Origin of the sequence: Streptomyces cinerochromogenes, from assembly GCF_014648635.1 — a bacterium.
In the GTDB taxonomy this organism is placed as follows: Bacteria; Actinomycetota; Actinomycetes; order Streptomycetales; family Streptomycetaceae; genus Streptomyces; species Streptomyces cinerochromogenes.
The window spans coordinates 267,621-292,282 of the sequence record NZ_BMRM01000004.1; the positions used below are offsets into that span (position 1 = coordinate 267,621).

The window sequence follows — 24,662 nt, forward strand, 5'->3', positions numbered from 1 at the left end:
CGCACCGGCCGGTGCCGCACCGCACCGGCCGGGCCGGGCCCTGAGCCGGCCGGCGCGGGGGACCGCGCTACTTGTCGTCCGGTGTCCGCGGCGGGCTGACCGTCGTGCGCGGGGGCCGCCGCTGTGAGGAGGTGCGCACGATCAGCTCGGTCGGTATCACCTGCTCGACCGGGTGGTCGGACTCGACGCCCTCGATGGCGTCGATGAGGAGCTGGACGACCGCGGTGCCGATACGGCGTGGCTTCAGGGACAGTGTGGTGATGGGCGGCTCGGTGCTGGCGTACATGGTGGACTCGCTGCAGCAGACCAGCAGCAGGTCGTCGGGGACGCGCAGACCGTAGCGCCGGGCGGCGGCGAGCAGGTCGGTGCCGTTGGGGTCGAACAGGCCGTAGACCGCGTCGGGGCGGTCGGGGCGGGCGAGCAGCCGGTCGGCGGCGACGGCGCCGGCACACGGGTCGTGCGCCGGGTAGGCCTCGTAGACCGGATCCTGGCCGACCCGTTCGCACCAGCGCAGGTAGGCGGTGGTCGACAGGTGGGTGTAGGTGTCCGTGGAGGTGCCGGTGAGCAGGCCGATGCGGCGGGCGCCGGCGTCGGCGAGATGGTCGAGGATGCCGAGTACGGCGGCCTCGTGGTCGTTGTCGACCCAGGCGGTGACCGGGAGCGAGCCGGCCGGGCGGCCGTCGGAGACGACCGGAAGTCCCTGCCGGACCAGCTCGCTGACGACCGGGTCCTGGTCGGAGGGGTCGATGACGACCGTGCCGTCCAGGGCGACGTTGGACCAGACGTCATGGCGGGAGGTCGCGGGCAGGATGACCAGGGCGTAGCCGCGGGCGAGCGCGGCGGAGGTGGCGGCCCGGGCCATCTCGGCGAAGTACGCGAACTCCGTGAAGGTGAAAGGTTCATCCCCGTACGTCGTCACGGTCAGGCCGATCAGGCCCGACTTGCCGGTACGGAGGGTGCGGGCGGCGGCCGAGGGGCGGTATCCGAGCCGGTCGGCGACCTCGCGGACATGGCGCCGGGTGGCATCCGGGAGCCGGCCCTTGCCGTTCAGGGCGTCGGACACGGTCGTGATGGAGACCCCGGCGGCGGCGGCTACGTCTCTGATGCCCGCCCGGCCCGGCCGGCTGCCTCGCCGTGAGGTTTCCGCGCGGCTCACCTGGTGCTTCCCTGCTGCTGTCATGGCGAGCCGATAGTAGGGCTCATGGGGTGGGGTAGTGCGGACGCATATGCACGCGTTGACAGGCACGTTTCTGCATGGGCATAGGTAGTCAACTGCCTTGGAAAGCAAGGCAGTTGAGTGATCCAATAGTAAGACGTGACCTGTCGACGCGGATGGGCCTGCCATGCGCCCGATGTCTCGAAGAGGTCTCAACTCACCTTCACGAGGGACGCGCGCCACGGCGCAAGCCACCGGCGCATAGATATATGTACGGCGCGCCCCCCGAAACGTACGCCTTCGTGCGGTGATGCCCCTGATGCCGGTGGGCGTCGTGAGACCCACCGCTCCCCAAGACGGCGTCCGCGCTTTCAGGCGCTCCGCATCTGTACGCAGCGGGGCCGAATCCTCTTAAGGTGAGGAGTATTGGAAGCCGGTGGTGTCGACGGGCCGCCGGTGGTCGCGAGGAGGACTGCGGTGAGCGAGACGAGCCCCAAGCTGCGCGCCGAGCTGGAGGGGATCCCCACCTACAAGCCGGGCAAGCCGGCGGCGGCCGGCGGACCGGTCGCCTACAAGCTGTCCTCCAACGAGAACCCGTACCCGCCGCTGCCCGGCGTGCTGGAGAGCGTGACCGCGGCGGCCTGCGACTTCAACCGCTACCCGGACATGGCCTGCACCGGGCTGATGAACGAGCTGTCCGAGCGCTTCGGTGTGCCGCTCTCCCACCTGGCCACCGGCACCGGCTCCGTGGGTGTCGCCCAGCAGCTGATCCAGGCCACCAGCGGCCCCGGCGACGAGGTGATCTACGCCTGGCGGTCGTTCGAGGCGTACCCGATTATCACGCAGATCAGCGGCGCCACGTCGGTGCGCGTGCCGCTGACGCCGGGGGACGTGCACGACCTGGACGCGATGGCCGAAGCGATCACCGACCGGACGCGGCTGATCTTCGTGTGCAACCCCAACAACCCGACCGGCACGGTGGTACGGCGGGCCGAGCTGGAACGGTTCCTCGACCGGGTGCCCGGCAATGTGCTGGTGGTGCTGGACGAGGCCTACCGGGAGTTCATCCGCGACCCCGAGGTGCCCGACGGTGTCGAGCTGTACCGCCAGCGGCCCAACGTCTGTGTGCTGCGGACCTTCTCCAAGGCGTACGGGCTGGCCGGGCTGCGTGTCGGTTTCGCGATCGCCCACGAGCCGGTGGCGGCGGCGCTGCGCAAGACGGCGGTGCCGTTCGGGGTGAGCCAGCTCGCGCAGGAAGCGGCGGTCGCCTCGCTGCGTGCCGAGGACGAGCTGCTGGGCCGGGTCGGCTCGCTGGTGTGCGAGCGGACGCGCGTGGTCGACGCGCTGCGGGCCCAGGGCTGGACGGTGCCGGAGACGCAGGCCAACTTCGTGTGGCTGCGACTGGGGGAGCGTACGGTCCCGTTCGCACAGGCCTGTGAGGAGCACGGTGTGGTGGTCCGGCCGTTCCCTGGCGAGGGTGTGCGGGTGACGGTCGGCGAGACCGAGGCGAACGACATCTTCCTGAAGGTGGCGGAGGCCTTCCGCAAGGAGATCTAGCGCAGAGGTGGCTCTACTCCTCGATCAGTTCCACCCGGATGGGGTCGCCGGCCCGCACGGTCGCCAGGAGGCGGGCGTCCCCGTCCACGCTGCCGAGGATGTTGCACGGGCTCGCGAGGCGGCACTGCCCCTCGAACTCCGTTCGGGGGGACCCCCAGCCTTGCGAGATCGGTGTCGGGCCATAGGGCAGGGCGAGCGCGTCGCCGTCCGTCCAGAAGGCCACCGTCCCCGGTTCCACCACCTGCCGGGCGTCCGTTTCACGTGAAACAGAGATGCCTGTGTCGAAATACACCTCCTCGCCCCATGTCTGCGCGGTCGAAGCGAGGGGCAGCGCCTTGGCGAGGGCCTGAGTCGTCGGGGTGCTTGGGTCGAGGCTCGCGGTGATGTTGCCCGCGGGCCAGGAGATGCGTATCTGCATGGCGCGCAATTCAACAAGATGTTGAAGTCGCTGCCAAGGTCTTGACGGAGAGGCGAAGGGGGGACCCCCCTTCCACGGCCGAAAATCAGTGCGTCATAATGGCTTGTGAATGTGAACGCGTTCACAAGCGCGTCCCGTTTGCTCCTGTATGCGTGCAACAAAGGGGGCAAACCGCCGCTGTACCACGGCGTAGTAAGGAGAGTGACGACGTGGACCTGGCTTTGGCGCCGGAGACACTGGCGCGCTGGCAGTTCGGCATCACCACCGTCTACCACTTCCTGTTCGTCCCTCTGACGATCTCCCTGGCCGCTCTCACGGCCGGGCTGCAGACGGCCTGGGTGCGCACGGAGAAGGAGAAGTACCTCAGGGCGACGAAGTTCTGGGGCAAGCTCTTCCTGATCAACATCGCGATGGGCGTGGTCACCGGCATCGTGCAGGAGTTCCAGTTCGGCATGAACTGGTCGGACTACTCGCGCTTCGTCGGGGACATCTTCGGCGCCCCCCTGGCCTTCGAGGCGCTGATCGCGTTCTTCTTCGAGTCCACCTTCATCGGTCTGTGGATCTTCGGCTGGGACAAGCTGCCCAAGAAGATCCATCTGGCCTGCATCTGGATGGTCTCGATCGGCACGATCCTGTCGGCGTACTTCATCCTCGCGGCCAACTCCTGGATGCAGCACCCGGTCGGCTACCGGATCGACAAGGCGAAGGGGCGGGCCGAGCTGACCGACTTCTGGGCCGTACTGACCCAGAACACCGCTCTGACCCAGGCCTTCCACACCCTCTCCGCGGCCTTCCTGACCGGCGGCGCGTTCATGGTGGGCATCGCCGCCTACCACCTGGCCCGCAAGAAGCACATCCGTGAGATGAAGACCTCGCTGCGGCTCGGTCTGGTCACCGTGGTCATCGCCGGCCTGCTCACCGCGGTCAGCGGTGACGTGCTCGGCAAGGTGATGTTCAAGCAGCAGCCGATGAAGATGGCCGCTGCCGAGGCACTGTGGGACGGCCAGAAGCCGGCCCCGTTCTCGATCTTCGCCTACGGCGACGTGGAGAAGGGCCACAACACCGTGGCCGTCGAGATACCGGGTCTGCTGTCCTTCCTCGCCGACGACAGCTTCACCTCGTACGTGCCGGGCATCAACGACGTGAACAAGGCCGAGCAGGAGAAGTTCGGGCCCGGAGACTACCGGCCCAACATCCCGGTCACCTTCTGGGGCTTCCGCTGGATGATCGGCTTCGGTATGGCCTCCTTCGCCATCGGGCTGGCCGGCCTCTGGCTGACCCGGAAGAAGTTCATGCTGCCGCAGCACCTGAGGGTCGGCGACGACGAGGTGCCGCGCCTGGTGCTGTTCAAGAACAAGGCACTCAGCCCGCAGCTCACCCCCTGGTACTGGCGCATCGCCACCTGGACCCTGGCCTTCCCGTTGATCGCCAACTCCTGGGGCTGGATCTTCACCGAGATGGGCCGCCAGCCATGGGTCGTCTACGGCGTGCTGCAGACCCGGGACGCGGTCTCCCCCGGTGTCTCCCAGGGCGAGGTGCTCACCTCGATGGCCGTCTTCACCGCGCTGTACGCGGTCCTCGCCGTGGTCGAGGTCAAGCTGCTCGTGAAGTACGTCAAGGCCGGCCCGCCCGAGCTGACCGAGGCCGACCTCAACCCGCCCACGAAGATCGGCGGCGACACCCGTGACGCCGACAAGCCGATGGCCTTCTCCTACTAGGCCGAGGGAACAGCCATGGAACTTCACGACGTCTGGTTCGTCCTGATCGCCGTCCTGTGGACCGGCTACTTCTTCCTGGAGGGCTTCGACTTCGGGGTCGGCATCCTCACCAAGCTGCTGGCCCGCGACCGGCCCGAGCGCCGGGTGCTGATCAACACCATCGGCCCGGTCTGGGACGGCAACGAGGTGTGGCTGCTCACTGCGGGCGGCGCGACCTTCGCCGCGTTCCCGGAGTGGTACGCCACCCTCTTCTCCGGCTTCTACCTGCCCCTGCTGGTCGTCCTGGTCTGCCTGATCATCCGGGGCGTCGCCTTCGAGTACCGGGCCAAGCGGCCCGAGGAGGCCTGGCAGCGCAACTGGGAGACGGCGATCTTCTGGACCTCGCTGCTCCCGGCGTTCCTGTGGGGTGTGGCCTTCGGGAACATCGTGCGGGGAGTGAAGATCGACCAGCACTTCGAGTACGTCGGCGGCGTCGGAGACCTCTTCAACCCCTACGCCCTGCTCGGCGGTCTGGTGACGCTCACGCTGTTCACCTTCCACGGTGCGGTGTTCACCGCGCTCAAGACCGTCGGGGACATCCGGATACGGGCACGGAAGCTGGCCCGGTGGGTCGGCCTGGTCACGGCCGTCGTGGCGCTCGCCTTCCTGCTGTGGACGCAGGCCGACAGCGGTGACGGCAAGAGCCTGGCCGCCTTGATCGTGGCCGTCGTCGCCCTGGTGGCCGCTCTCGTGGCCAACCAGGTCGGGCGCGAGGGCTGGGCGTTCGCGCTGTCCGGGCTCACCATCGTGGCCGCCGTCGCGATGCTCTTCCTGTCGCTCTTCCCGAACGTCATGCCGTCCACCCTGAACGGGGACTGGAGCCTGACGGTCACCAACGCCTCGTCGAGTCCGTACACCCTGAAGATCATGACGTGGTTGGCGGCGATCGCCACACCGCTCGTCCTGCTCTACCAGGGCTGGACCTACTGGGTGTTCCGCAAGCGCATCGGCACGCAACACCTCGCTCCTGACGCTGCTGCCGGCGCCGCGCACTGAGTCCGCGGAGGGTGTGTTTCACGTGAAACGCACCCTCCGGGCCCAAGGGCATGTTTGACCGAAGGGCGTGTTTCACGTGAAACCAATCGATCCACGGCTTCTGCGGTACGCCCGCGCCACCCGCCTCTTCCTTGGGGCGGTCGTCGGGCTGGGTGCTGTCGGTGCGGGGCTGGTCATCGCTCAGGCGATGCTCGTCGCCGAGGTCGTTGTCGGAGCCTTCCAGCACGGGCAGTCCGCCGGTGAACTGCGCATGCCTCTGCTGCTGTTGGCCGGCGTGGCGGTGGGGCGGTCCGTAGTCGCGTGGCTCACCGAACTCGCGGCCCATCGCGCGAGTGCGGCGGTTAAGTCGGAACTGCGCGGGCGGCTCCTCGACCGGGCGGGGGCGCTCGGTCCGGGGTGGCTGAGCGGGCAGCGGACCGGCTCGCTGGTCACCCTGGCCACGCGCGGGGTCGACGCCCTGGACGACTACTTCTCGCGCTATCTGCCGCAGTTGGGTCTTGCCATGGTCGTGCCGGTGGCGGTGCTGGCGCGGATCGTCACCGAGGACTGGGTGTCGGCGGCGATCATCGTCGGCACGCTGCCGCTGATTCCGCTCTTCATGATGCTGATCGGGTGGGCGACCCAGTCCCGGATGGACCGTCAGTGGCGGCTGCTGTCGCGGCTGTCGGGGCACTTCCTGGACGTGGTCGCGGGGTTGCCCACGCTGAAGGTGTTCGGCCGGGCCAAGGCGCAGGCCGCGTCCATCCGGCGGATCACCGGCGAGTACCGGCAGGCCACTCTGCGGACGCTGCGGATCGCCTTTCTCTCCTCCTTCGCGCTGGAGCTGCTGGCCACGCTGTCCGTGGCGTTGGTCGCCGTGACGATCGGGATGCGGCTCGTGCACGGGGAGATGGACCTGTACACCGGCTTGGTGATCCTCGTGCTGGCGCCCGAGGCGTATCTGCCGTTGCGGCAGGTGGGGGCGCAGTACCACGCGGCGGCGGAGGGGCTGGCGGCGGCGGAGGAGATCTTCACCGTGCTGGAGACGCCGGTACCGGTGTCGGGGAGCGGTGCCGTTCCGACGGGGGCTGTGGCGTTCGAGGGGGTCGGTGTCCGGTATCCGGGGCGCTCTTCGGATGCGGTGTCGGGTGTGTCGTTCACCGTGGAGCCCGGGGAGACCGTGGCGCTGGTGGGGCCGAGCGGGGCGGGCAAGTCGACCCTGCTCGGCGTGCTGCTGGGGTTCGTCCGGCCCAGTGAGGGGCGGGTGCGGATCGGGGGTGCCGATCTCGCCGGGCTCGATCTGGAGGAGTGGCGGTCGCGGATCGCGTGGGTGCCGCAGAGGCCGCATCTGTACGCCGGGACGATTGCCGAGAACGTGCGGCTGGCCCGGCCGGAGGCCGACGACGATGCGGTACGCCGGGCTCTGCGGGACGCCGGGGCGTGGGAGTTCGTGGAGGCGTTGCCGGAAGGTGTCGACACCGTGCTCGGGGAGGACGGGGCGGGGCTGTCGGCGGGGCAGCGGCAGCGGCTGGCGTTGGCTCGGGCGTTTCTCGCGGACCGGCCTGTGCTGGTGCTGGATGAGCCGACGGCTGCGTTGGACGGGGCGACGGAGGGGGACGTCGTGGCTGCGGTGCGGAGGCTTGTGGTGGGGCGGACCGTGGTGCTCGTGGTGCATCGGCCGGCGTTGCTGGGGGTGGCGGACAGGGTGGTACGGCTCGGAGGGGCCGAGTTGGGCGACACCGAGTCGGGTGGGACCGAGTTGGTGGGGCGCCCGGTGTGCAGTGGGCCGCCCAGGGGGCTCCGCCCCCTGGACCCCCGACCTCGCCCATCCGCCACCGGACTCGGTCGGCTGGAAGGCGAGCCGACGGGGGCGCGGCGCGGTGCGGAGGATGGCGAGTCGGCGGGGGCCCGGCTCGGTGGGGTGGAAGAGGGGCCGGGGCGGGGGGAGCTGTGGGCCGGGCGGGGTGTGTTGGGCCGGGTTCGGGGGGACGGTGGGCGATGGTGGGGGCGGCTTGGCGGGGCCTTGGGGCTCGGGAGTCTGGCGCTCGGCTGTGCTGTCGGGTTGATGGCGACCTCCGGGTGGCTCATCTCGCGCGCCTCGCAGCAGCCGCCGGTGCTGTACCTGATGGTCGCCGTGACCGCGACCCGGGCCTTCGGGATCGGGCGCGCCGTGTTCCGGTATGCCGAGCGGCTGGTGTCGCACGACGCTGTGCTGCGCATGCTGGCCGACACACGGGTGGCGGTGTACCGGCGCTTGGAGCGTCTGGCTCCCGCGGGGCTGCGCGACGCCCGGCGCGGTGATCTGCTGACCCGGCTGGTCGCGGACGTGGACGCGTTCCAGGACTACTGGCTGCGCTGGCTGCTGCCCGCCGGTGTCGCCCTCACCGTCTCCGTCGCCTCCGTCGGCTTCACGGCCTGGCTGCTGCCCGGGGCAGGCGCCGCCCTCGCGGTGGGCCTGCTCGCGGCCGGCATCGGTGTCCCCGCGCTGACCGCGGCCGTGGCCCGGCGGACCGAGCGGCGGCTGGCGCCCGCCCGGGGAGTGCTCGCGACCCGGGTGACCGACCTGCTCACCGGCACCGCCGAGCTGACCGTCGCCGGTGCGCTGCCGGCCCGTACGGACGCGGCCAGGCGGGCCGACGGCACCCTCACCCGGATCGCCGCACGGGCCGCCGCCGTCACCGGGCTCGGTGACGGGCTGACCGCGCTGATCTCCGGGCTGACCGTCACGGCCACCGCGGCGTGCGGCGCCCAGGCGGTGGCGGCCGGCCGGCTGGGCGGCGTGGCGATGGCCGTGGTCGTCCTCACCCCGCTGGCCGCTTTCGAGGCCGTACTGGGGCTGCCGCTCGCCGTGCGGTACCGGCAGCGGGTGCGGCGTAGCGCGGAGCGCGTGTACGAGGTCCTGGACGCCCCGGAGCCCGTACGCGAGTCGGCCTCGCCCCGTAAGGCGCCCGCCTCGCCGTTCCCGTTGGTCGTCAGGGACCTGGTGGCGCGGTACCCGGGGCAGCGGCAGGACGCGCTCGCCGGTGTGGACCTGACGCTGGAGCGGGGCCGCCGGGTCGCGGTGGTGGGGGCGTCCGGTTCCGGTAAGACGACCCTCGCGCAGGTGCTGTTGCGGTTCCTCGACGCGGAGGCGGGCTCGTACACGCTCGCCGGTGTGGCCGCGGGCGCGCTGGCCGGTGACGACGTACGGCGGTCGGTCGGGCTGTGCGCTCAGGACGCGCATCTCTTCGACAGCTCGGTGCGCGAGAACCTGCTGCTGGCCAGGAAGGACGCCACCGAGGCGGAGTTGCGTGGTGCGCTGGCCGAGGCGCGGCTGCTGGACTGGGTGGACTCGCTGCCCGACGGCCTGGACACGCTCGTCGGCGAGCACGGGGCGCGGCTGTCCGGCGGGCAGCGGCAGCGGCTGGCGCTGGCCCGCGCCCTGCTGGCCGGTTTCCCCGTACTGGTTCTGGACGAGCCCGCCGAGCACCTGGACCTGGCGACGGCCGACGCGCTGACGGCCGATCTGCTGGCCGCCACTCAGGGCCGTACGACGCTGCTGATCACGCACCGGATGGCGGGGCTGGACGCGGTGGACGAGGTCGTCGTCCTCGACGCGGGCCGGGTGGTCCAGCGGGGGCCGTACGAGCGGCTGATCGCCGAGGACGGGCCGTTGCGGGAGATGGCCCGCCGGGAGGCCGAGGCGGACAAGGAGGCGCCGGTGGCGGTCGGCTGAAGCCGCCCGCCGCCCGCCGCCCGCCGTGCGCGGTGCCTGAAGTGCGCGAGGCGCCCGCGGTGCGCGACCGTGCGCGACCGTGTGCGAGTCCCGTCGTGTGCGACTGACGCCGTGCGGGACTCCCGCCGGGCCGGATGGCGGTGCTACCCCGCGCGCTGGGCGAGCAGGTGCTCGATCACCACCGCGACGCCGTCGTCGTTGTTGGCGACCGTGCGGCCCGAGGCGGCGGCGACGACGTCCGGGTGGGCGTTGCCCATCGCGTAGGACCGGCCGGCCCAGGTCAGCATCTCGACGTCGTTGGGCATGTCCCCGAAGGCCACGACCTCCTCGTTCGAGATGCCGCGCTCGGCGCAGCACAGGGCCAGGGTGCTGGCCTTGGAGACGCCGGGGCCGCTGAGTTCCAGCAGGGCGCTGGGGCTGGAGCGGGTGACGTTGGCGTGCTCGCCGACGGCCAGCCGGGCGAGGGCGAGGAAGGCGTCGGGGTCGAGGGAGGGGTGGTAGGCGAGGATCTTCAGCACGGGCTGGTCGGCGTCCGGGCCGTCGGGCGCGAGCAGTTCCTCGGCGGGCAGGAGGTGGTCGGGTATCTCCATGTGCAGCTTGGGATACTCCGGCTCCTGGTGGAAGCCGTACGTCTGCTCGACCGCGTACACCGTGCCGGGGACCGCTTCGCGCAGCAGCCGTACGGCGTTCAGCGCGTTCTCCCGGGCCAGGTCGCGGACCTTGACGAACCGGTGGGCGCCCGGACCGCCGTGCAGGTCGACCACGGCGGCGCCGTTGCCGCAGATCGCCAGGCCGTGGCCGTGGACGTGGTCGCTGACCACGTCCATCCAGCGGGCCGGCCGGCCGGTGACGAAGAAGACCTCGATCCCGGCCTCCTCGGCGGCGGCCAGGGCGGCGACGGTCCGTGGGGAGACCGACTTGTCGTCGCGCAGGAGAGTTCCGTCGAGGTCGGTGGCGATCAGCCGCGCGGGTGTGGCGGCGGCAGGGGTCCCGGGCTGTCTGGTCGCTGAGGTCACCCGGTCATTCTCGCGCATATGCCCGCACGGCCGTGCGGGACTCCGCACGGATGAGACGCAGATGACGCCGACGCCCCGCGCCGACCGACGCCGACGCCCCGCGCCGGCCGTAGACCGCTGGTGTTCGGGACGGTCAGTCCAGCTGGGCGAGGGCCTCCATGGCGATCCGCTCGAAGACCTTCTCGTCCGCGGCGAAGTCGGAGTCCGGGATGGGCCAGTGGATCACGATCTCGGTGAAGCCCAGCTCCCGGTGCCGTCCGGCGAAGTCCACGAAGGCGTCCAGGGAGGCGAGCGGCCGGCCGCGGTCCGGGGTGAAGCCGGTGAGCAGGATCTTGTCCAGCTCGGCCACGTCCCGCCCGGCGGCCTCGCACGCCTCGGACAGCTTGCCGAACTGCCCGCGCAGGGCCGCGACGGACTGCTCGGGCGTGCCGGTCTCGTAGAGCTTCGGGTCGCCGGTGGTCACCCAGGCCTGCCCGTACCGCGCGGCGAGCTTCAGGCCGCGCGGACCGGTGGCCGCCACCGCGAACGGCAGCCGGGGGCGCTGCACACAGCCCGGTATGTTCCGGGCCTCGTGGGCCGAGTAGAAGCGGCCCTCGTGGGACACCGCGTCCTCGGTGAGCAGCCGGTCGAGCAGGGGCACGAACTCGGCGAACCGGTCGGCGCGCTCGCGCGGGGTCCAGGGCTCCTGGCCGAGGGCGGTCGCGTCGAAACCGGTGCCGCCGGCGCCGATGCCGAGGGTGATGCGGCCGCCGGAGATGTCGTCCAGGGAGATCAGTTCCTTGGCGAGGGTCACCGGGTGGCGGAAGTTCGGGGAGGTGACCAGCGTGCCGAGGCGCAGCCGGTCGGTGGCCGCCGCGGCCGCCGTCAGTGTGGGGACCGCGCCGAACCAGGGGCCGTCACGGAAGCTGCGCCAGGACAGGTGGTCGTAGGTGTACGCCGTGTGGAAGCCGAGCTGCTCGGCGCGCACCCAGGCAGCACGGCCGCCCTCGTGCCAGCGGCGGTACGGCAGGATCACGGTGCTCAGACGCAGACTCATGGATCCGAGCGTAAGCGGCTCCGCCGACAACGGACGAAACGGTCACCGTCCGCGCCCCTCCGGGCACCGAGCGCTCCCGCCGCACGGAACGTCCGGTGCCGCCCGGGCCGCTCAGTGCGGCCCGGGAAAGCGCAGGTAGCGCGGGGGCACGGCCGGGGTCAGCCAGACGCCGTTGGCGCTGACGCGGAAGACGTGGCCGTCACGGTGCATCGCGCCGGAGTCCACGGACAGCACCACGGGCCGGCCCCGGCGGGCGCCGACCCGGGTGGCGGTCTCCCGGTCGGCGGAGAGGTGGACGTCGTGGCGGTTCATGGGCCGCAGGCCCTCCGCGCGGATGGCGTCCAGGTGCCGTGCCACCGTGCCGTGGTAGAGGTACGGCGGCGGGGTCGCCGGGGGCAGGCCGAGGTCGACCTCGATGGTGTGCCCCTGGCTGGCGCGGATCCTGCCGTTCTCGACGGCGAAGCGCTGCTTGTCGTTCGCGGCGACCACGTGGTCCAGTTCCTCGCGCGTGAGCCGGAACCCATGGGCGGTGGCCGCGGCGATCAGCGTGTCGATCTCCACCCAGCCGCCCGGGTCCGGCGCGAGCCCGATCCTCTCGGGCTGGTGGCGCAGGTGTCGGGAGAGGTACTTCGACACCTTCACGGTGCGGCGTTCGTCCATGGGTCCAGCGTGCGGGAGAGACACGGATCACGCAGGTTGTTTTCTTCCCGAGGTTTGATCCACAACCAAGTGCGGTTATCCACAGCGGAATTGGCGAAGTTGTGGACAACTCACAGCCTGGGCTCGACCCGTGCGATCCTCCTGAGCAGTCCCGGTGCGAGACGGGACAGCAGATGCGCGCCCTTCGCCTCCGGAGTCACCGGCACCACCGCCCTGTTGCGGGCCACCGCGTCCAGGACGGCGTCGGCCACCTTCTCCGGCGGGAAGTTGCGCAGGCCGTACAGGCGGGCGGAGCGCTGCCGGCGGCGGCGTTGCTCCGCCTCGTCGACGCCGGTGAAGCGGGCCGTGGAGGTGATGTTGGTGTTGACGAACCCCGGACAGACGGCCGTGACGCCGATGCCCTGGGCGGCCAGTTCGGCGCGCAGGCACTCGGAGAGCATCAGCACGGCCGCCTTGGAGGTGCTGTACGCGGGCAGCGCGCGCGAGGGCTGGTACGCGGCGGCGGAGGCGATGTTGACGATGTGGCCGCCCTGGCCGCGCTCGGCCATGCGCGCCCCGAAGAGCCGGCAGCCGTGGATGACCCCCCACAGGTTGACGTCCAGCACCGTGCGCCAGTCGTCGGTCGTCGTGGCGAAGAAGGAACCCGACAGACCGATGCCGGCGTTGTTGACCAGCACGTCCAGTACGCCGTACTCGCGGTGGACCTTCTCCGCGAGCTTCTCCATGGCCTGCTCGTCGGAGACGTCGGCCGGCTCGGCCCAGGCCTCGGCCGCGCCGGTCAGCCGGGACAGCTCGGCGGTGCGGGCGGCCGCCTCGGCGTCGCGGTCGACGGCGATGACCCGCGCGCCGGCCTCCGCGAAGGCGAACGCCGTGGCCCGGCCGATGCCGCTGCCCGCGCCGGTGACCAGCACCAGCTGCCCGCCGAACCGCTCGGCGTGGCGCCCGGTGGCGGCCGGTTCCGGGCGGCCGCCCGCCACGGAGGTCACGAACTCCTCGATCCAGGCGGCGACCTGGTCGGGCCGGGTGCGCGGGACCCAGTGCTTCGCCGGGAGGGTGCGCCGGGTCAGCTGGGGCACCCAGCGGTCCAGGTCGTCGTAGAGCCGCTCGGAGAGGAACGCGTCGCCCTGGGGCGTGATGAGCTGCACGGGCGCGTGTGCGTACGCGTCCGGGCGCGGCCTGCGCAGCCGGGCGCGGACGTTGTCCCGGTACAGCCAGGCGCCGTGGGCCGCGTCGGAGGGGAGCGAGGCGGTCGGGTAGTCGCCGGCCGGGACCCGTTCGGCCCGCTCCAGGATCGTCGGCCAGCGCCTGCCGAGCGGCCCGCGCCAGGCCAGCTCGGGCAGGAGCGGGGTGTGCAGCAGGTAGACGTACCAGGACTTGGCGCCCTGCCCGAGGAGCTGGCCCACCCGGCGGGGTGTCGGACGCTTCACGCGCGCGTCGATCCAGTGCCCGAAGTGGTCGAGGGACGGGCCGGAGATCGAGGTGAAGGAGGCGATACGGCCCTCCGTGCGGGCCACGGTGACGAACTCCCAGGACTGCACCGAGCCCCAGTCGTGCCCGACGAGGTGTACCGGCCGGTCCGGGCTGACCGCGTCCGCCACGGCCAGGAAGTCGTCCGTGAGCTTGGCCAGGGTGAAGCCGCCGCGCAGCGGCCGGGGTGCCGTGGAGCGGCCGTGGCCCCGGACGTCGTAGAGGACGACGTGGAAGCGGTCGGCGAGCCGGACGGCCACCTCGGACCAGACCTCCTTGCTGTCCGGGTAGCCGTGCACCAGCACCACCGTCGGCTGCTGCGGGTCGCCCAGCTCGGCCACGCACAGTTCGACCCCGCCCGTGCGCACCCAGCGCTCGCGTGCACCCTTCAAGGTCACTTCTCCTCCGCCCAGCGCCGCACGTGCGGCAGATCGTCGTCCAGCCAGAACGCGCTCTCCTCGGGGTCCCGGGAGTCGGTGACCACCAGGATCTCCTCGAACTTCGCGCCCGTCCCCCGGAAGCCGAGGTGCGGTTCGACCGCCCACAGGCCCGGCTGCGGCGGATGGTCCGAGAAGCGGTACGGCGACCACAGCGGCGACCAGCCCTCGCGGTGGCCGTGCAGCGCGTCGGCGGCCAGCCCCTTCAGGGACTGCGTGCCGAACCCGAACAGGTGCGGTGACCAGCGGCGCTGCTTCACTCGGTCCACCTTGTGGGCGATCACCCCGAAGGGGTAGGCGCGGTGCCGGTTGGCGTAGCCCTGGCGGACCATGAGCCGGTCCACGTCCTGGTAGATCTTCCGCAGCGGGCGCCGCTCGCGGACCTCGCGCAGGATCAGCTCGCGGTGCGCCTCCAGGTCGGCCATCAGCCGGTCCTGCACCGGGTTCACGCCCAGCGAGCCCGAGTAGCCGATGTCGGCCGTGCACCCCTCGTACACCGGCGCCATGTCCAGGATGAACGGCATCCCGGGCTCCAGGGCGCGGTCGGTCGGGAAGAACTGCAGCGGGATGCGGAAGCCGGCGAACGCGGTGCGGTCCCCGAACCAGGCGAACGGGAGGTGGAACCAGTCCCGGACCCCGCGCTCGCGCAGCCACTCCCGCTGCATCCGAGCCGCCTCACGCTCCGTCACGCCGGGCTCCAGGCGGGCCGCGACCGCCTCCGCGCACTCGTAGGCGAGGCGCTGCACGGTCCGGAATCCCCGCAGCTCCGCCGAGCGCTCCCTGGTCGACGTCGTCGCCATGCCACCTCGCCCATCGTCGCCGTACGTGCTCGTAACTTGACATCGCCGAATCTCGCATTTGTTAGACCTGGCGTCAATAGGCCTGCCCGTACCTCTCAGGGAGGGGGTTCCTCAGGGAACCCCTACACCTGGAGTCTGATCCGAAGACGGCTCTCCGGTCTGACGACGGACGTGGTCCGGATCACTACCTTCGAAGGCGTGACTGTGATCGCGACCGAAAGCCTGAGCAAGCGGTTCCCCCGGGTGACCGCGCTCGACCGGCTGTCCGTGGACATCGGGCCCGGTGTGACCGGACTCGTCGGGGCCAACGGCGCCGGCAAGTCCACCCTGATCAAGATCCTGCTGGGGCTGTCCCCCGCCACGGAGGGCCGCGCCGAGGTGCTCGGCCTGGACGTCGCCGCCGAGGGCGCCGCCATCCGCGAGCGCGTCGGGTACATGCCGGAGCACGACTGCCTGCCGCCGGACGTCTCGGCCACCGAGTTCGTCGTCCACATGGCCCGCATGTCCGGCCTGCCGCCCGCCGCCGCCCGCGAGCGCACGGCCGACACCCTGCGCCATGTCGGGCTGTACGAGGAGCGCTACCGCCCCATCGGCGGCTACTCGACCGGTATGAAGCAGCGGGTCAAGCTCGCCCAGGCGCTGGTGCACGACCCCCAGCTGGTCTTCCTGGACGAGCCGACCAACGGCCTCGACCCGGTCGGCCGCGACGAGATGCTCGGCCTGATCCGCCGCATCCACACCGACTTCGGCATCTCGGTCCTGGTCACCTCGCACCTGCTGGGCGAGCTGGAGCGCACCTGCGACCACGTCGTCGTCATCGACGGCGGCAAGCTCCTGCGCTCCAGCTCCACCACCGACTTCACCCAGACCACGACGACCCTCGCCGTCGAGGTCACCGACAGCGACACCCACCCGGACGGCACCCGCGCGGTCCGCGACGCGCTCCACGCGCGCGGGGTGGACACGCACGCGGAGGCCGGCGGTCTGCCCGGCGCCGGACACATCCTGCTGCTGACCGCCACGGGCGAGGAGACCTACGACCTCGTCCGGGACGTGGTCGCCGACCTCGGCCTCGGCCTGGTGCGCATGGAACAGCGCCGGCACCACATCTCCGAGGTGTTCACCGGCAGCGACGAACAGCGGAAGGAGGCCGTCGGCCATGGCGGTTGACCAGCCCACGCCGGCGATGGCCGGCGCCGACCAGTCCCGCATCCACGACATCGGCTACCGCGGCTACGACGGCCCCCGCCTCGGCCGCGCCTATGCCCGCCGCTCCCTGTACTCGCAGTCCCTGCGCGGCGCCTACGGCCTCGGCCGCTCGGTGAAGTCCAAGGTGCTGCCGATGCTGCTCTTCGCGGTGATGTGCGTGCCCGCCGCCATCATGGTGGCCGTCGCCGTGGCCACGAAGGCCCACGAACTGCCCGTGTCCTACACCCGGTACGCGATCATCATGCAGGCCGTGATCAGCCTGTACGTCGCCTCGCAGGCACCCCAGGCGGTCTCCCGCGACCTGCGCTTCAAGACCGTACCGCTGTACTTCTCACGGCCCATCGAGACCGCCGACTACGTCCGCGCCAAGTTCGCGGCGCTCGCCTCGGCCCTGTTCGTCCTCACCGCCGCCCCGCTGCTCGTGATGTACGCGGGCGCGCTGCTGTCCAAGATGGGCTTCGCCCACCAGACCAAGGAATTCGCCCAGGGACTGGTCTCCGTGGCCCTGCTCTCGCTGCTCTTCGCCGGTATCGGACTGGTCATCGCCGCGTTCACCCCGCGCCGCGGCTTCGGCATCGCCGCCGTGATCGCCGTCCTCACCATCTCCTACGGCGCGGTCTCCACCCTCCAGGCCATCGCCTACACCCAGGACAGCACCGGCGCCATCCCGTGGATCGGTCTGTTCTCGCCGATCACGCTGATCGACGGCGTGCAGTCCGCGTTCCTCGGCGGCAGCTCGGCCTTCCCCGGCGGAGTCGGCCCGTCCCACGGCGAGGGCGCCGTCTACGTCCTGATCGTCCTCGGCCTGATCGCCGCCTGCTACGGCCTCCTGAACCGTCGCTACCAGAAGGTGGGACTGTGACGACCCTCAGCATCGACCACGTCTCCCGCTGGTTCGGCAACGTGGTCGCCGTCAACGACATCACCATGACCATCGGCCCCGGCGTCACCGGCCTGCTCGGCCCCAACGGCGCCGGGAAGTCCACCCTCATCAACATGATGGGCGGCTTCCTCGCCCCCTCCACCGGCACGGTCACCCTCGACGGGAAGCCGGTGTGGCGCAACGAGGCCATCTACCGGCACATCGGCATCGTCCCCGAGCGCGAGGCGATGTACGACTTCCTCACCGGCCGCGAGTTCGTCGTCGCCAACGCCGAACTGCACGGCCTCGGCGACAAGGCCGCGCAGCGCGCCCTCGCCACGGTCGAGATGGAGTACGCGCAGGACCGGAAGATCTCCACGTACTCCAAGGGCATGCGGCAGCGCGTGAAGATGGCGAGCGCCCTGGTCCACGACCCGTCGCTGCTCCTGCTGGACGAGCCGTTCAACGGCATGGACCCGCGCCAGCGGATGCAGTTGATGGACCTGCTGCGCAGGATGGGCGACGAGGGCCGCACGGTGCTGTTCTCCTCGCACATCCTGGAGGAGGTCGAGCAGCTCGCCCGGCACATCGAGGTCGTCGTCGCCGGACGGCACGCGGCCAGCGGCGACTTCCGCCGGATCCGCCGCCTGATGACCGACCGCCCGCACCGCTACCTGATCCGCTCCAGCGACGACCGCGCCCTCGCGGCGGCGCTGATCGCCGACCCCTCCACGGCCGGCATCGAGGTCGACGTGACCGAGGGCGCGCTGCGCATCCAGGCCGTCGACTTCGGCCGCTTCACCGCCCTGTTGCCGAAGGTCGCCAGGGACCACGGCATCCGGCTGCTCACGGTCTCGCCGTCCGACGAGTCCCTGGAGTCCGTCTTCTCGTACCTGGTCGCGGCGTAGGAGGCCGAAGATGTACGACCCCACCGTCGCCCGGCTCACCTACCGGGCCCTGCTCGGCCGCCGCCGGGCCCTCATCCTCGGCGCGCTGCCGCTGCTGCTCATCGTGATCTCCGTGGCCGTCCGCGCCCTGACCGGAGCCGACGACCAGACCGCCTCGGACGTCCTCGGCGGCTTCGCGCTCGCCACCATGGTGCCGATCATCGGTGTCATCGCGGGCACCGGCGCGATCGGCCCGGAGATCGACGACGGCTCCGTCGTCTACCTGCTGTCCAAGCCGCTCAAACGGCCCACGATCATCTTCACCAAGCTGATCGTCGCCATCGCCGTCACCATGGTCTTCTCGGCGGTGCCGACCCTGATCGCGGGCCTGATCCTGAACGGCAACGGCCAGCAGATCGCCGTCGCCTACACGGTCGCCGCGCTGGTCTCCTCCATCGCCTACTCGGCGCTGTTCCTGCTGCTGGGCACGGTCTCCCGGCACGCGGTGGTCTTCGGGCTCGTCTACGCGCTGGTCTGGGAGGCGCTGTTCGGCTCCCTGGTGCCGGGGGCACGCACGCTGAGCGTCCAGCAGTGGTCGCTGGCCGTCGCCCACAAGATGGCCGGCGGGGACCTGGTGACCTCCGAGGTGGGCCTGCCGACGGCCACCGTGCTGCTGGTCGCGGTCACCGTGCTGGCCACCTGGTACGCGGGGCAGAAGCTGCGGTCGCTGACACTCGCGGGCGAGGAGTGACGGGCGCCGGGTAGCGGTCGCCTGTCTGTTCGTTTTATTCGGTGGCGCCCAACTCCGGGGCCGGGCAGAGTGGTTGTGCACCATCCGCCGGGATCGTCCCGGCGTCACCGACTGGGAGCGGAGGTGGGCGATGTCCATGCACGGCAGTACGCCCAGCTCCCGACAGGGCAGTCCGAGGCCGGCTCCGGAGTGATCCGCTACCCCTCCGTGGAGCCATGGGAACTGCCCGGGGCGGTCGCTTCGAGCACGCGATGTCGCTCTCGCGTGGACCGCCCACCCGGAGGATTGGCCGAGTGGTAAGGCACCGGTTTGCTCAACCGTGGTCGGGTCGAAAGGCCCGCGCACGTTCGATCCGTGCATCCTCCGCGAGACGTTGTCCCTGAAACCCGGCAGGGCTGTCGTGGTCACCCCGGCCATCCCGACCCGCCCCGGTCACACCGTCCCGGTCACACCCCGCGCGTCGGCGATGGCGTCCAGTTCTCTCATGGCCTCCGCGTGAGCGCTCAGCGTGCGGTGGACCGTGCCCGTGGTGACGAGGACCGCACCGGCCACGGAGACCGGGAGCGAGAGGCCGAGGAGGGCCAGGGCCTCGGGCCAGTCGCGTTCGTCGGCGCAGTAGTCGCCCCGCAAGCGGCCCTCGTTGGCGGTGCCGCGGTCGGTGAAGAGGCGGGACTCGCACTGGACGGGGTACTCGTCGCCCGGCTTGCGCTCCACGTCGTACGGCGTGAGCAGCAGGACGGCGCACCAGGCCCACATCAGCCCCGCCACGGCGAGCAGGCCGATGCCCCAGGCGCGTATCCGGCTCGCGCGGTCGCGGAAGTCGAGGTCGTAGTCGCGTGATCGCATGGCCGCCGAATGTAGCAACCGGCGCGGACCGCGCTCGTCCGGGGAGCAAGCCCGGACGCGGCGGCCCGCTAGCCGAGGAGTCGCTCCAGGACCACGGCGATCCCGTCCTCCTCATGGGACGAGGTCACCTCGTCGGCCACGGCCTTCAGCTCCTCGTGGGCGTTGGCCATGGCCACTCCCCGGGCCGCCCAGGCGAACATCGGGATGTCGTTGGGCATGTCGCCGAAGGCGATCGTGTCGGCGGCCTTCAGACCCAGCCGGCGGGCGGCCAGCGACAGACCCGTGGCCTTGGACAGGCCGAGGGGCAGCAGTTCCACGATGCCCGCGCCCGCCATGGCCACCGAGACGAACCCGCCGGCCGTCTGCCGGGCCGCCTCGGCCAGCTCGTCGTCGCCGAGCGTCGGATGCTGGATGTAGATCTTGTTCAACGGGGCCGACCAGAGATCGGAGGCGTCCGTGAACGGGGTCGCGGGCAGCGTGCCGGTGACCGCGTAGCCCGGGCCCACCAGCACCTCGCCGTCGAGGCCGTCCCGGCTGGCCGCCAGGTACAGCGGACCCACCTCGGCCTCGATCTTGGCCAGGGCCACGCCCGCCAGCTGCCGGTCCAGGGTGACCGAGGTCAGCAGGCGGTGCGACCCGGCGTCGTAGACCTGGGCGCCCTGGCCGCAGACGGCGAGGCCGTCGTAGCCGAGGTCGTCCAGGATGTGCCGGGTCCAGGGGACCGCGCGGCCGGTGACGACGATGTGCGCGGCGCCCGCCGCGGTGGCCGCCGCGAGCGCGTCACGGGTGCGCCGCGAGATCGACTCGTCGGTGCGCAGCAGCGTTCCGTCGAGGTCGGTGGCGATGAGCCCGTAGGGGAAACTCACCGGGACACCGGCTCCAGGACCTCGCGGCCGCCCAGGTACGGGCGCAGCACCTCGGGGACCCGGACGGAGCCGTCGGCCTGCTGGTGGTTCTCCAGGATCGCCACGATCGTGCGCGGTACGGCGCACAGCGTGCCGTTGAGCGTGGCCAGCGGCTTGACCTGCTTGCCGTCGCGGACCCGGATGGACAGCCGGCGGGACTGGAACTCGGTGCAGTCCGAGGTCGAGGTCAGCTCGCGGTACTTGCCCTGGGTCGGGATCCACGCCTCGCAGTCGTACTTGCGGGCGGCCGAGGCGCCGAGGTCACCGGAGGCGACGTCGATGACGCGGAACGGCAGCTCCAGCGAGGTCAGCCACTGCTTCTCCCACTCCAGCAGGCGCTGGTGCTCGGCCCGGGAGTCCTCGGGGGCGACGTACGAGAACATCTCGACCTTGTCGAACTGGTGCACGCGGAAGATGCCCCGCGTGTCCTTGCCGTGCGAGCCGGCCTCGCGGCGGAAGCACGGGGAGAAGCCCGCGTACCGCAGCGGCAGCCGGTCGGCGTCGATGATCTCGTCCATGTGGTAGGCCGCCAGCGGGACCTCGGAGGTGCCGACCAGGTACAGGTCGTCCTTGTCGAGGTGGTAGACGTCCTGGGAGGCCTGGCCGAGGAAGCCGGTGCCGGCCATGGACTGCGGGCGGACCAGGGCCGGGGTGAGCATCGGCGTGAAGCCGGCGGCGGTGGCCTGGGCGATCGCGGCGTTCACCAGGGCCAGCTCCAGCAGGGCGCCGACACCGGTGAGGAAGTAGAAGCGGGAGCCGGAGACCTTCGCGCCGCGCTCGACGTCGATGGCGCCGAGCAGCTGGCCCAGCTCCAGGTGGTCCTTGGGCTCGAAGCCCTCCGCCCCGAAGTCGCGGATCGTGCCGTGCGTCTCCAGCGTGACGAAGTCCTCCTCGCCGCCGACGGGCACGTCGGGGTGGACGAGGTTGCCGAGCTTGAGGAGCAGCTCCTGGGTCTCGGCGTCGGCCGCGTCGCGCTCGGCGTCGGCGGCCTTGACGTCGGCCTTCAGCTGCTCGGCGCGCTTGAGCAGTTCGGCCTTCTCGTCGCCGGTGGCCTTGGGGATCTGCTTGCCGAGCTGCTTCTGTTCGGCGCGCAGCTCGTCGAAGCGGACGCCGGAGGACCTGCGCCGTTCGTCGGCAGACAGGAGGGCGTCGACGAGCGCGACGTCCTCTCCACGGGCGCGCTGGGACGCGCGCACACGGTCGGGGTCCTCACGGAGCAGGCGAAGGTCAATCACGTGACCAAGGCTACCGGTGCGGGGTCGCGGCTCACGAATCACTATTCCGGGGTGTTCGGATTCGCGACTTACGGTCCGTTATGCGCTAATTGCCGCGTGTACTGATCGTCAAGGCGGGACTCGCGACGGGACGCGTGGCGGGAGTCGCGTGGGCCCGGCGGCGGGCGTCAAGGGAAAAGTGTCTCACTCCCTGGGACGGAGCGGGCCCCGGGCGCCCGGTTGACCGGATTCCCTTGTGGGGAACGGGATTTGGCGGCCCGGTTGTCCACAGAAATCCACACCCTCCGAAGAGTTATCCACAGGCTGTGGGGACAGTCTGTGGACTTTGGAATTGATCACTCCGGAAAGCGTGAACAGACTGAAGAATTCCCGGGTCAAACCCGAGCGACACCCACGTTCGGGTGGAAAACGGTCGCCCCAAAAGATGAACCAAAGGAAACGGGTGGACGAAGGGTGGCCCAGGGGTCGGTGGCCGCAGCGGGGGGCTTCGGGGCGATTTGTCGACCGGATGACCCCGCCCTGTCGACTTGTCCCCAGGTCGAGAAGCGGACCTGTGGATAACTTCTGTGGATAACGTTCGTCTGCAGGTACGACCGGTTCCGACGGGCTTCTGGCTAGAAGCGGCCGTCCTGGCAGCGCGCCACCCAGTCCGCCGCCGCCATGAATTCCTCGTCCGAGGTCCCCGGCAGCGTGGGACGGGCCTCGCCCGGTGCGATGTCCGCGCGCGGGTAGGAGCCGAGGAAGCGCACCTGGAGACAGATCCGCCGCAGCCCCATCAGCGCCTCCGCCATCCGCCGGTCGGAGATGTGTCCCTCGGCGTCGATGCAGAAGCAGTAGTTGCCGATCCCGGCGCCGGTCGGCCGGGACTGCAGCAGCATGAGGTTGATGCCGCGTGAGGCGAACTCGCCGAGCAGGTCGCGCAGGGCGCCGGGGTGGTCGTCGCGCTGCCACAGCACCACCGAGGTCTTGTCGGCGCCGGTGGGCGCGGCCGGGCGGGCCGGGCGGCCGACCAGGACGAACCGGGTCTGCGCGTTCTCCGCGTCGTGGATCCCGGTCTCCAGCGCCTCCAGGCCGTACCGGGCGGCGGCGAACTCGCCCGCGAAGGCGGCGTCGTAGCGGCCCTCCTGGACCAGGCGGGCGGCGTCCGCGTTGGAGGCGGCCGACTCCCAGGTGGCGTCCGGGAGGTGGGCGCGCAGCCAGTTGCGCACCTGGGGCTGGGCCGCCGGGTGGGCGGAGACCGTCTTGATGTCCGTGAGCTTCGTGCCGGGGCGGACCAGCAGCGCGAAGGTGATCGACAGCAGCACCTCGCGGTAGATCGTCAGCGGTTCGCCCGCGACCAGTTCGTCCAGGGTGGTGGTGATGCCGCCCTCGACGGAGTTCTCGATCGGCACGAACGCGGCCTCGGCCTCGCCGGCCCGCACCGCGTCCAGCGCGGACTGCACCGACACGTACGGGATGAGTTCCCGGGTGGCCGCCTCCGGAAGCGTGCGCAGGGCGACCTCCGTGAAGGTGCCCTCCGGGCCGAGATAGGCATAGCTCGCTGGCATGTCCCTCACCCTAATGGCCGCGGGAGAGAGCGTCGCATGTGTCTCAGGAATGCCACTCGACCGGGTGGTTTGAAGCCGGTTCACCCTGCGGCGGCCGGCTTCACCCCTTCCCCGGTCGGGTCCCGCCTTCAGCAGCCGGCTTCAGCCCTCCAGCAGCCGCTGCCCCACGTACTCGCCCTCCGCCGCCCCGCCCGGGACGGCGAACAGGCCGCTCGACTCGTGCCGGGTGTACTTGGACAGCGCGTCGCCCCGGTCGAGCTTGCGCTGCACCGGGACGAAGCCGCGCAACGGGTCCGCCTGCCAGCAGATGAAGAGGAGACCGGCGTCCGGCGTACCGTCCGGGTCGATGCCGTCGTGGTAGGAGAAGGGGCGCCGCAGCATGGCGGCACCGCCGTTCTGGTCGGGCCGGGTGATCCGGGCGTGCGCGTCCAGCGGGACGACGTAGTTGCCCTTGGCGTCCGCCTTCTCCAGGTCCATCGGGGTCGTCTCGTCACCGCCGGACAGCGGCGCCCCGTCGGCCTTGCGGCGCCCGATGACCGCCTCCTGGGCCGGCTGCGACAGCTTCTCCCAGTCGTCCAGGAGCATGCGGATCCGGCGTACGACGGCGTAGGAGCCGTTCGCCATCCAGGCGGGCTCGCCCGAGGCGGGTACGAAGATCCGTCGGTCGAAGTCGGCGTCGGCGGGCTTCGGGTTGCGGGTGCCGTCGAGCTGGCCCATGAGGTTGCGGGCCGTCATGGGATGGGCGGTGGCGCCGGGGCTGCGGTTGAAGCCGTTCATCTGCCAGCGCACCCGTGCGGCCGAGCCGGCGTCCTTCTGGATCGCGCGCAGGGCGTGGAAGGCGACCAGGGCGTCGTTCGCGCCGATCTGCACCCACAGGTCACCGTCGCTGCGGGACTTGTCGAGCCGGTCGGAGGAGAAGTCCGGCAGCGGGTCGAGCGCGGCCGGCCGCTGCTTCTCCAGTCCGGTCCGGGTGAAGAAGCTGTGGCCGAAGCCGAAGGTGAGGGTCAGCGAGGACGGGCCCGCGTCCCGGGCCACATCGGTGTCGTCGTGCGGGGCCGCCTCGCCCGCCATCAGCCGCTCGGCCGTCGCCGACCAGCGGCGCAGCAGGGCCGCCGCCTCCTTGCGGCCCGAGCCCGCCGCCAGGTCGAAGGCGACGAGATGGCCGCGCGCCTGGAGGCCCTCGGTGATGCCGGGCTGATGTTTCCCGTGAAACATCGCCCGGTCGGAGCCCACCGAGGCCAGCGGGACGGCGCCGGCGGGTGCGGCCGCGTACCCCACGGCACCGCCGGCCGCGCCGAGCACGAGGCCGGTGGCGCCGGCGGTGCCGAGCAGGGCGCGCCGGGAGATGCCGCCCGGACCGGGGACGGGACGCGTCACCGGGGCCTCGGGCGTGCGGGCCTGGGGGAGGGACTTCTCGGGCATGGTG

At 71.3% G+C, this 24,662-nt stretch carries 20 protein-coding genes and 1 tRNA gene; 9 read left to right on the forward strand and 12 right to left on the reverse strand.

The genetic code is table 11. The annotated features are described in order from the left end of the window. Window positions 1-67 precede the first annotated feature (67 nt). Window positions 68-1,180 carry a LacI family DNA-binding transcriptional regulator gene (locus IEZ20_RS10275; protein ID WP_189296703.1) on the reverse strand — a complete coding sequence of 371 codons (1,113 nt, stop codon included), beginning with the start codon at window positions 1,178-1,180 and terminating at the stop codon, window positions 68-70. A 453-nt stretch (window positions 1,181-1,633) separates the two neighbouring features. On the opposite strand from IEZ20_RS10275, the gene hisC reads away from it, so the two are divergent. Beyond that, entirely contained in the window at window positions 1,634-2,713 is a 1,080-nt protein-coding gene (gene hisC / locus IEZ20_RS10280; RefSeq protein ID WP_189296705.1) for a histidinol-phosphate transaminase, read from the forward strand. Between the two features lie 13 nt (window positions 2,714-2,726). Here the strand turns inward: hisC and IEZ20_RS10285 are convergent, their stop codons facing one another. Beyond that, on the reverse strand, window positions 2,727-3,131 hold the full coding sequence (locus IEZ20_RS10285) for a cyclophilin-like fold protein (RefSeq protein ID WP_189296707.1): 405 nt from the start codon (window positions 3,129-3,131) through the stop codon (window positions 2,727-2,729). A 209-nt stretch (window positions 3,132-3,340) separates the two neighbouring features. Between IEZ20_RS10285 and IEZ20_RS10290 the strand changes: the two genes are divergently transcribed. The 3 genes from IEZ20_RS10290 (at window position 3,341) to cydD (ending at window position 9,578) form a co-directional block, all read left to right on the forward strand. Further along, window positions 3,341-4,849: a cytochrome ubiquinol oxidase subunit I gene (locus IEZ20_RS10290; protein ID WP_189296709.1), complete on the forward strand. Its 1,509-nt coding sequence runs from the start codon at window positions 3,341-3,343 to the stop codon at window positions 4,847-4,849. 15 nt (window positions 4,850-4,864) lie between these two features. Beyond that, window positions 4,865-5,884, forward strand: a complete 1,020-nt coding sequence (cydB, locus tag IEZ20_RS10295; RefSeq protein WP_189296711.1) for a cytochrome d ubiquinol oxidase subunit II — start codon at window positions 4,865-4,867, stop codon at window positions 5,882-5,884. 76 nt (window positions 5,885-5,960) lie between these two features. Further along, window positions 5,961-9,578: a thiol reductant ABC exporter subunit CydD gene (cydD, locus tag IEZ20_RS10300; protein ID WP_189296713.1), complete on the forward strand. Its 3,618-nt coding sequence runs from the start codon at window positions 5,961-5,963 to the stop codon at window positions 9,576-9,578. 143 nt (window positions 9,579-9,721) lie between these two features. On the opposite strand, the gene IEZ20_RS10305 is transcribed toward cydD, so the two are convergent. From IEZ20_RS10305 to IEZ20_RS10325, 5 genes are all read right to left on the reverse strand, one after another. Beyond that, complete coding sequence (locus tag IEZ20_RS10305; RefSeq protein WP_189296715.1) at window positions 9,722-10,612, reverse strand: Cof-type HAD-IIB family hydrolase; 891 nt, start codon at window positions 10,610-10,612, stop codon at window positions 9,722-9,724. A 115-nt stretch (window positions 10,613-10,727) separates the two neighbouring features. Then, complete coding sequence (locus tag IEZ20_RS10310; RefSeq protein WP_189296717.1) at window positions 10,728-11,630, reverse strand: LLM class flavin-dependent oxidoreductase; 903 nt, start codon at window positions 11,628-11,630, stop codon at window positions 10,728-10,730. A gap of 111 nt (window positions 11,631-11,741) precedes the next feature. Further along, complete coding sequence (locus tag IEZ20_RS10315; RefSeq protein ID WP_189296719.1) at window positions 11,742-12,290, reverse strand: RNA 2'-phosphotransferase; 549 nt, start codon at window positions 12,288-12,290, stop codon at window positions 11,742-11,744. 110 nt (window positions 12,291-12,400) lie between these two features. Continuing rightward, the gene (locus IEZ20_RS10320) at window positions 12,401-14,155 is read right to left on the reverse strand and encodes an SDR family oxidoreductase (protein ID WP_189296721.1); all 1,755 of its coding nucleotides are present in this window, start codon (window positions 14,153-14,155) and stop codon (window positions 12,401-12,403) included. Beyond that, window positions 14,152-14,994: a M24 family metallopeptidase gene (locus IEZ20_RS10325; RefSeq protein ID WP_189296723.1), complete on the reverse strand. Its 843-nt coding sequence runs from the start codon at window positions 14,992-14,994 to the stop codon at window positions 14,152-14,154. Before IEZ20_RS10325 ends, IEZ20_RS10320 begins: the two co-directional genes overlap by 4 nt. A gap of 204 nt (window positions 14,995-15,198) precedes the next feature. Here IEZ20_RS10325 and IEZ20_RS10330 point away from each other — a divergent pair, with 204 nt between their 5' ends. The 5 genes from IEZ20_RS10330 to IEZ20_RS10350 all read left to right on the forward strand — a co-directional run bounded on the left by IEZ20_RS10330 (window position 15,199) and on the right by IEZ20_RS10350 (window position 19,069). Then, window positions 15,199-16,164, forward strand: a complete 966-nt coding sequence (locus IEZ20_RS10330) for an ABC transporter ATP-binding protein (protein ID WP_189297040.1) — start codon at window positions 15,199-15,201, stop codon at window positions 16,162-16,164. Beyond that, window positions 16,154-17,065 carry an ABC transporter permease subunit gene (locus IEZ20_RS10335; RefSeq protein WP_189296725.1) on the forward strand — a complete coding sequence of 304 codons (912 nt, stop codon included), beginning with the start codon at window positions 16,154-16,156 and terminating at the stop codon, window positions 17,063-17,065. Before IEZ20_RS10330 ends, IEZ20_RS10335 begins: the two co-directional genes overlap by 11 nt. Continuing rightward, a complete protein-coding gene (locus tag IEZ20_RS10340; protein ID WP_189296727.1) occupies window positions 17,062-17,973 on the forward strand; it encodes an ABC transporter ATP-binding protein in 912 nt (303 codons plus the stop codon). The genes IEZ20_RS10335 and IEZ20_RS10340 overlap by 4 nt, the downstream gene beginning before the upstream one ends. Window positions 17,974-17,983: 10 nt before the next feature. Beyond that, the gene (locus tag IEZ20_RS10345; protein WP_103813629.1) at window positions 17,984-18,703 is read left to right on the forward strand and encodes an ABC transporter permease subunit; all 720 of its coding nucleotides are present in this window, start codon (window positions 17,984-17,986) and stop codon (window positions 18,701-18,703) included. Window positions 18,704-18,982: 279 nt separating this feature from the next. After that, window positions 18,983-19,069: transfer RNA gene (locus tag IEZ20_RS10350), tRNA-Ser, on the forward strand. Between the two features lie 66 nt (window positions 19,070-19,135). On the opposite strand, the gene IEZ20_RS10355 is transcribed toward IEZ20_RS10350, so the two are convergent. The 5 genes from IEZ20_RS10355 to efeB all read right to left on the reverse strand — a co-directional run bounded on the left by IEZ20_RS10355 (window position 19,136) and on the right by efeB (window position 24,658). Beyond that, window positions 19,136-19,549 (reverse strand): hypothetical protein, encoded by a 414-nt coding sequence (locus tag IEZ20_RS10355; protein WP_189296729.1) that lies wholly within the window; start codon window positions 19,547-19,549, stop codon window positions 19,136-19,138. A gap of 68 nt (window positions 19,550-19,617) precedes the next feature. Beyond that, on the reverse strand, window positions 19,618-20,415 hold the full coding sequence (locus tag IEZ20_RS10360; protein WP_189296730.1) for an HAD family hydrolase: 798 nt from the start codon (window positions 20,413-20,415) through the stop codon (window positions 19,618-19,620). Further along, on the reverse strand, window positions 20,412-21,689 hold the full coding sequence (gene serS / locus IEZ20_RS10365) for a serine--tRNA ligase (RefSeq protein WP_189296733.1): 1,278 nt from the start codon (window positions 21,687-21,689) through the stop codon (window positions 20,412-20,414). The genes IEZ20_RS10360 and serS overlap by 4 nt, the downstream gene beginning before the upstream one ends. A 614-nt stretch (window positions 21,690-22,303) precedes the next feature. Next, on the reverse strand, window positions 22,304-23,236 hold the full coding sequence (gene pheA, locus IEZ20_RS10370; protein ID WP_189296735.1) for a prephenate dehydratase: 933 nt from the start codon (window positions 23,234-23,236) through the stop codon (window positions 22,304-22,306). A gap of 141 nt (window positions 23,237-23,377) precedes the next feature. Beyond that, window positions 23,378-24,658 carry an iron uptake transporter deferrochelatase/peroxidase subunit gene (gene efeB / locus IEZ20_RS10375; RefSeq protein ID WP_189296737.1) on the reverse strand — a complete coding sequence of 427 codons (1,281 nt, stop codon included), beginning with the start codon at window positions 24,656-24,658 and terminating at the stop codon, window positions 23,378-23,380. Window positions 24,659-24,662 lie beyond the last annotated feature (4 nt).

Excerpts from the sequence above, each read along its gene's own strand:
- pheA (WP_189296735.1), bottom strand. The coding sequence starts at position 23,236 with ATGCCAGCGAGCTATGCCTATCTCGGCCCGGAGGGCACCTTCACGGAG.
- IEZ20_RS10325 (WP_189296723.1), bottom strand. The coding sequence starts at position 14,994 with ATGGCGACGACGTCGACCAGGGAGCGCTCGGCGGAGCTGCGGGGATTC.
- IEZ20_RS10275 (WP_189296703.1), bottom strand. The coding sequence starts at position 1,180 with ATGACAGCAGCAGGGAAGCACCAGGTGAGCCGCGCGGAAACCTCACGG.
- IEZ20_RS10335 (WP_189296725.1), top strand. The coding sequence starts at position 16,154 with ATGGCGGTTGACCAGCCCACGCCGGCGATGGCCGGCGCCGACCAGTCC.
- IEZ20_RS10285 (WP_189296707.1), bottom strand. The coding sequence starts at position 3,131 with ATGCAGATACGCATCTCCTGGCCCGCGGGCAACATCACCGCGAGCCTC.
- efeB (WP_189296737.1), bottom strand. The coding sequence starts at position 24,658 with ATGCCCGAGAAGTCCCTCCCCCAGGCCCGCACGCCCGAGGCCCCGGTG.
- IEZ20_RS10305 (WP_189296715.1), bottom strand. The coding sequence starts at position 10,612 with ATGCGCGAGAATGACCGGGTGACCTCAGCGACCAGACAGCCCGGGACC.
- IEZ20_RS10345 (WP_103813629.1), top strand. The coding sequence starts at position 17,984 with ATGTACGACCCCACCGTCGCCCGGCTCACCTACCGGGCCCTGCTCGGC.
- cydB (WP_189296711.1), top strand. The coding sequence starts at position 4,865 with ATGGAACTTCACGACGTCTGGTTCGTCCTGATCGCCGTCCTGTGGACC.
- IEZ20_RS10310 (WP_189296717.1), bottom strand. The coding sequence starts at position 11,630 with ATGAGTCTGCGTCTGAGCACCGTGATCCTGCCGTACCGCCGCTGGCAC.
- IEZ20_RS10355 (WP_189296729.1), bottom strand. The coding sequence starts at position 19,549 with ATGCGATCACGCGACTACGACCTCGACTTCCGCGACCGCGCGAGCCGG.
- IEZ20_RS10315 (WP_189296719.1), bottom strand. The coding sequence starts at position 12,290 with ATGGACGAACGCCGCACCGTGAAGGTGTCGAAGTACCTCTCCCGACAC.